At 71.8% G+C, this 5958-nt stretch carries 7 protein-coding genes; 5 read left to right on the forward strand and 2 right to left on the reverse strand.

From position 1 onward, the window contains the following. The coding region (locus tag G6027_RS07275) for a DEAD/DEAH box helicase (RefSeq protein ID WP_182636593.1) at positions 1–1109 on the reverse strand (1109 nt) is incomplete at its 3' end. 102 nt (positions 1110–1211) lie between these two features. After that, entirely contained in the window at positions 1212–2564 is a 1353-nt protein-coding gene (locus tag G6027_RS07280) for a nicotinate phosphoribosyltransferase (protein ID WP_182636594.1), read from the reverse strand. 110 nt (positions 2565–2674) lie between these two features. On the opposite strand from G6027_RS07280, the gene clpS reads away from it, so the two are divergent. The 5 genes from clpS (at position 2675) to G6027_RS07305 (ending at position 5946) form a co-directional block, all read left to right on the forward strand. After that, a complete protein-coding gene (gene clpS, locus G6027_RS07285; protein WP_241726899.1) occupies positions 2675–2962 on the forward strand; it encodes an ATP-dependent Clp protease adapter ClpS in 288 nt (95 codons plus the stop codon). Between the two features lie 4 nt (positions 2963–2966). Further along, a complete protein-coding gene (locus G6027_RS07290; RefSeq protein WP_182636596.1) occupies positions 2967–3578 on the forward strand; it encodes a DUF2017 family protein in 612 nt (203 codons plus the stop codon). A 10-nt stretch (positions 3579–3588) separates the two neighbouring features. Beyond that, positions 3589–4272 (forward strand): rhomboid family intramembrane serine protease, encoded by a 684-nt coding sequence (locus tag G6027_RS07295; RefSeq protein ID WP_182636597.1) that lies wholly within the window; start codon positions 3589–3591, stop codon positions 4270–4272. Beyond that, positions 4269–5084: a glutamate racemase gene (gene murI, locus G6027_RS07300; RefSeq protein ID WP_182636598.1), complete on the forward strand. Its 816-nt coding sequence runs from the start codon at positions 4269–4271 to the stop codon at positions 5082–5084. The genes G6027_RS07295 and murI overlap by 4 nt, the downstream gene beginning before the upstream one ends. 82 nt (positions 5085–5166) lie before the next feature. Further along, positions 5167–5946: an MBL fold metallo-hydrolase gene (locus G6027_RS07305; protein ID WP_182636599.1), complete on the forward strand. Its 780-nt coding sequence runs from the start codon at positions 5167–5169 to the stop codon at positions 5944–5946. The last annotated feature ends 12 nt before the right edge of the window (positions 5947–5958 follow it).

The raw sequence follows: 5958 nt of genomic DNA on the forward strand, positions 1-5958 counted from the left end.
GTCTTCTGCCGGTCGGAGGCGCCCTGGGGATCGTTCGCGACCTCGCCGGGCTTGGGACCGGGAACGGCGCTGCGGCAGTTCTCGGCGGTGTGCCGGACCGCGGCCAGCGCGAGGTCGGCCCCCTCGGGCAGGAGGTCCCACCGCCCCTCGGGACATAGTTCGAGCAGGCTCGCCAGACCCTCGCCCGCCGCGACCATGCGATCGGCGGTCTGCTGATCGACGAGCTTGGCCGCGCGGCGGGCCGCCTGGATCACGGCGGCACCGGTGAGCTCCGCCGTCGTCACGCCGGTCACCCGGTCGGAGAGCTCGTGGGCCTCGTCGATCACCACCGCGTCGTGCTCGGGAAGGATGGAGACGTCGGTCATGGCGTCGATCGCGAGCAGGGCGTGGTTGGTCACCACCACGTCTGCCCGACCCGCCTCCTGCCGGGCAAGTTCGGCAAAGCACTCGGAGAACTCGGGGCACAGCTGCCCCAGGCACTCGCGGCTGGTCACCGACACCTGACGCCACGCCGCGTCGGACACCCCGCGGGGCAGGTCGTCGCGGTCGCCGGTCTCGGTGTCCTGCGCCCAGTCGTGCAGTCGGGCGATCTCCTGGCCGAGTCGCGACCCGGGCCCGGAGTCGCGCGGGGAGGACTCGCGGGGGGTGCGGGCACCCGTGGATTCGCCACCGATCGGAAGGTCGAACAGCTCCTCGGACACCACCTCGTCGGGATCGGCCTCGTCGACCGGGCCGGACGAGACGCGGTGCAGGCACAGGTAGTTGCCGCGGCCCTTGAGGATCGCGTGTGAGGGCTTCACGCCGAGCTCCGGCTTGAGGGCGGCGGCCAGTCGGGGGAGGTCGCGGTCCACCAACTGGTTCTGCAGGGCGATCGTGGCGGTGGAGACCACCACCGTCCCCCCGGTGGCCACGGCGTGCCGCAGCGACGGCACCAGGTAGGCCAGCGATTTCCCGGTACCCGTGCCGGCCTGGACGGCCAGATGCTCGCCGGTGGCCAGGGCGTTGCCCACCGCCTCGGCCATGCGTACCTGGCCCAGGCGTTCGCTGCCGCCCAGGCTCTCGACCGCGGTGGCGAGCAGGTCGGAGACAGGGGGGAGCGAGTCGGTCACCCGGTCACCCTAGCGGCCCCACCCGGTGTCGCGGCGACCCGCCGGACGACGTGTGACGTGGCGGCGGGTGACGTCCCGGGCCCTGGGTCGGGGGCGGGTGGATCAGCGCCGGGGTCCGGGCGGTACCACCCGCACGGAGACAGCCGGCTCGCCCTCGCTCAACGCCAGCCCCTCCCACGGCAGGGTCACCATGGCGGACTCGTGGAGCGCCCGCGATTCGTTCAGGGTCGGCAGTCCGGGAGCGGTGTCGCCGTCGCGCATCAGGGGGACCATCAGGTTCCGCTGCTCCAGACCGGCCTCGGCGGGCACGGAGCCGGCCCACGGTAGGAGCACCTCCTCGACCGCGGTGCCCGAACGTCGGTGCAGCCGGATCGCCCGCTTGGCGCCCGGCAGGGACTCTTTGTGGGCGGAGCGCTTGGCCACCGGTATGCCGTCCACCTCGACGAGCTTGTAGACCATGCCGGCGGTGGGGGCGCCGGACCCGGTCACCAACCGGGTGCCCACTCCGTACGCGTCCACGGGCTCGGCCCGCAGGGCCGCGATCGCGTACTCGTCGAGGTCTCCGGAGACCACGATCCGGGTCCTGTGGGCGCCCAGGGCGTCCAGCTGGACGCGCACCTGACGGGCCAGCATCCCGAGGTCGCCCGAATCGATCCGGACGCCTCCCAACCCGGGCCCGGCCACCTCGATCGCCGTGGCCACGCCACGGGTGATGTCGTAGGTGTCCACCAGCAGGGTCGTGTCCACACCGAGGGTGGCCACCTGTGATCGGAAGGCCGATGCCTCGTCCGGTCCGTCCGGTCCGGTGTGCAGCAGCGTGAACGCGTGCGCCGACGTGCCGGCGGAGGGGACCCCGTGCCGGCGGGTGGCCTCGACGTTGGAGGTGGACGCGAACCCCGTGAGGTATGCGGCGCGAGCCGCCGCCACCGCGGCCTCCTCGTGCGTGCGGCGTGACCCCATCTCGATGATCGGACGACCATCTGCGGCGGAGGTCATGCGCGCGGCGGCGGAGGCGATCGCGCTGTCGTGGTTGAGCACGGACAGGACCAGGGTCTCGAGTAGCACGCACTCGGCGAACCCGCCCCGGATGCTCAGCACCGGGGATCCGGGGAAGAACAGCTCACCCTCGGGGTACCCGTCGACGTGGCCGGTGAAGTGGAAATCCCGTAACCACCGGAGGGTCCGCTCGTCGAGGGAGTCGGCCACCACCGCGAGCTCCTCCTCGCCGAAGCGGAAATCCCGGAGCCGCTCGAGGAGTCGGCCCGTGCCACCGACGACGCCGTACCGGCGACCCGCCGGGAGCCGACGGGCGAACACCTCGAACACGCAGGGACGGTCGGCGGTCCCGTCGGCCAGTGCGGCCCGGATCATCGTGAGCTCGTACTTGTCCGTGAGCAGTGCGGTGGACGGACGGCCCGGCGGGTGAGGGGCGCGCGTCGGGGCGGTCGAGGTCACCCGGCTGACTCTACGGCGTGGCCGACCCGGCGGTAATCCGTATCCTTGGCCGTATGCACACCGTGACCACACAGATCGCGGACGACCGGAGCGTCGTCCCCGTGATGGCGATGCCGTCGGCCGCGCCCGTGGAAGGCACGGACACCGAGCTCGACGCCGAGGTGGACAGCCCGTGGCTCACCGTGGTGTGGGACGACCCGGTCAACCTGATGAGCTACGTGACCTTCGTGTTCCAGCGGGTGTTCGGCTACAGCAGGGAGAAGGCGCACGAGCTCATGCTCAAGGTCCACAACGACGGCCGCGCGGTGGTCTCGTCCGGCAGCCGGGACAAGGTGGAGAACGACGTCCGCAAGCTCCAGGAGGCCGGACTGTGGGCCACGATGCAGCGGGAGGTCTGAGGGCGTGAAGGCCTGGCAGCGCAAGTCCTCCCTCACCGGCCCCCGGGTCAAGGCGGTCATGGAGGGCCACGAGGTGCAGATCCTCCACGCCCTGGTGTCCAACATCGTCGACATGCTCGAGCAGCGGCGCGACTCGGCCCCCAGGGACGAGCTGGCCGAGATCACCGGGATGCGCAGCGGCCACTCCGAGCTCCCCGTCGAGGCCCCGCTCGCCCGACTGCTCCCCGATTTCCACCGGCCCGAGCCCGGCGGGGGATCCGACGCGGACGCCGCGGCGGTGACCCGCGCCCACAACTCGGGCATGCGCATGATCCATGAGCCGGAGATCATCGACGTCAAGCTCGCGGCGGCGTCGACGGTCCTGAGGTCGCTCCCGGCGCGCGGGGGGACCGTCTCGCTCAGCCCCGAGCAGGCACAGGCCTGGATGGGGTGTCTCAACGACGTCAGGCTCGGCCTGGGGGCGTTGCTGCTCGAGGCCGGGGCGGTGGACGGCGTCCCGGCCACCGACATCCCCGAGTTCGTCGCGGAGGACGACCCGAGGTCGGCGCACCTGGACGTCTACCACTGGCTGACCTTCATGCAGGACTCCCTGTGCACCGCTCTGACCGGGAAGTGAGGAGAACACGGTGAATCCAGACCCGCGCACGTTCCGGGCGGGGGGCGTCCAGACCGCCCGTCCCGTTCCTCAGGGGCCACGCCGCTGGCCGGCACTGGTCCTGCTCTTCGCTTTTGTCGCGCTGATGTGGGTGGTCGAGGCGGCTGACCAGGTCATCCAGGCCACCATCGGGCCCCCGCAGGGACTCGACGGCTACGGGGTGCGCCCGCTCTCCACCGACGGGTTGCCCGGCATCATCTTCCAACCCTTCCTCCACGGGGACTGGGCGCACCTGATCGGCAACTCGATCGCCCTGCTCGTGCTGGGATCGATCATCGCGATGTCCGGGATCCGGCCCCTGATCAGCGTCACGCTCATCTCGTGGCTGGCCTCGGGGGTCGTGTCGTGGATCCTGGGCGGCACCGGGACCGTCCACATCGGGGCGTCGGGCATCGTGTTCGGCTACATCTTCTACGTGATCGTTCGGGGCCTGTTCTCCCGTCGGTTCCTGCACCTGCTCATCGGTCTGGTCATCGGCTTCTACTACGGGTTCGAGGCCCTCGCGGGACTGTCCCCGATGCTGGACGGCGTGTCCTGGCAGGGGCACCTCGGCGGGGCCATCGGCGGGGTGCTCTCGGCGTACGGGCTCAAGCGTGACCGGAAGCCACAGGCGGTCACCGCCGGGCAGCGGCGGAACGCCGGTTCCCAGAGGTGACATCTCCCGATCCACTGGCCCCGATCGGGGTGTTCGACTCGGGAGCGGGTGGACTCACCGTGGCCCGGGCGATCATGGACCAGCTCCCCGACGAGTCGCTGATCTACGTGGGGGACACGGCCAACGGTCCGTACGGGCCGCTGCCCCTGGCCCGGGTCCGCGAGCACGCCCTTGCGGTCGCGGACTCCCTCGTCGACCGCGGGGTCAAGGCTCTGGTGATCGCGTGCAACACCGCCTCGGCGGCGATGCTGCGGGACGCGCGCGAGCGCTACCCGGTGCCGGTGGTGGAGGTGATCCAGCCGGCTGCCAGGCGCGCGGTGGCCACCACACGCTCGGGCCGCATCGGGGTGATCGCCACGCGCGCCACGGTCGCGTCGCTGGCCTACGACGACGCCGTGGCCGCGGCAGCCGGGGTCCACCTGACCTCGGTGGCGTGCCCGAAGTTCGTCGAGTTCGTGGAGCGCGGGATCACCAGCGGCCGGCAGATCCTGGGGCTCGCGGAGGCGTACCTCGCGCCGATCCGGGACGCGGACGTGGACACCCTGGTCCTGGGGTGCACCCACTACCCGCTGCTGTCCGGGGTGGTCCAGCTCGCGGTGGGCGATCACGTCACGCTGGTCTCCAGCGCCGAGGAGACCGCCAAGGACGTGTTGCGTGTGCTCACCTCGCAGGACCTGCTGCGCCCCCACGACGCGGCTGATCCGGCGACCCGGGAGTTCCTCGTGACCGGTGACCCGGACAGCTTCCGCCGGGTGGCGTCCCGGTTCCTCGGTCCCGGTCTCGTGTCGGTCGGCCGCGCGGGTGCGGTGTGATCCCTCCCCGCGGACCGGTCCCGGGTCGCCCGCCGGGGCACACTCCGGGCGACCGCGGGCTGGCCGTGGCACGATGGTGCCCATGTTTCTGACTGTCCTGGGTTGCTCGGGGAGTATCGGCGGACCCACCTCGCCGGCGTCCGGGTATCTGGTGGAGGTCGAGGGGGTCGCCCCGGTCGTGATCGACATGGGGCCCGGGGTGTTGGGGGCTCTGCAGCGGTACATCGCGCCGGAGGACGCCACGGTCCTGTTGTCCCATCTCCACGCCGATCACTGTCTGGACGTTCCTGGCCTGTTGGTGTTGCGGCGCTACGGCCCGGAGGCCGAGCGCGCGGTCCGAGTCCCGCTCATCGGTCCGTCCGGGACCGCGTACCGGATCGGGGTCGCGTCCTCGGAGGAGCCGGGGGCGGTGGACGATCTCTCGGACACCTTCGAGGTGGGGTCGTGGGAGGTCACGCCCGACGTGGAGATGACGGGCGACGACGGCGAGGTGGGCCTGCGCGTGCGGGCCGAACGGGTGGATCACCCGCCGGAGTCCTACGGGATGCGCCTGACCTGCCAGGATGGTCGTGTCCTGGTCTACAGCGGCGACACCGCCTACTGCGACTCGCTGGTCGAACTCGCGGCCGGCGCACACGTGTTCCTCTGCGAGGCCTCGTGGACCCACGAGGAGGGCCGCCCGCCGGGGATCCACATGTCCGGTGCCGAGGCGGGTCGCGCCGCCCGACTCGCCGGGGTGGGCCGTCTGGTCCTGACCCACATCCCACCGTGGACGGACCGCGAGGCCGTGCGCGCCGAGGCCGCCGCGGAGTTCGACGGCGAGGTCCTGCTGGCGGAGCCGGATCTGAGGCTCGAGGTCTAGCGACCGGTCGGA

Origin of the sequence: Dietzia sp. SLG310A2-38A2, from assembly GCF_014145095.1 — a bacterium.
GTDB lineage: Bacteria > Actinomycetota > Actinomycetes > Mycobacteriales > Mycobacteriaceae > Dietzia.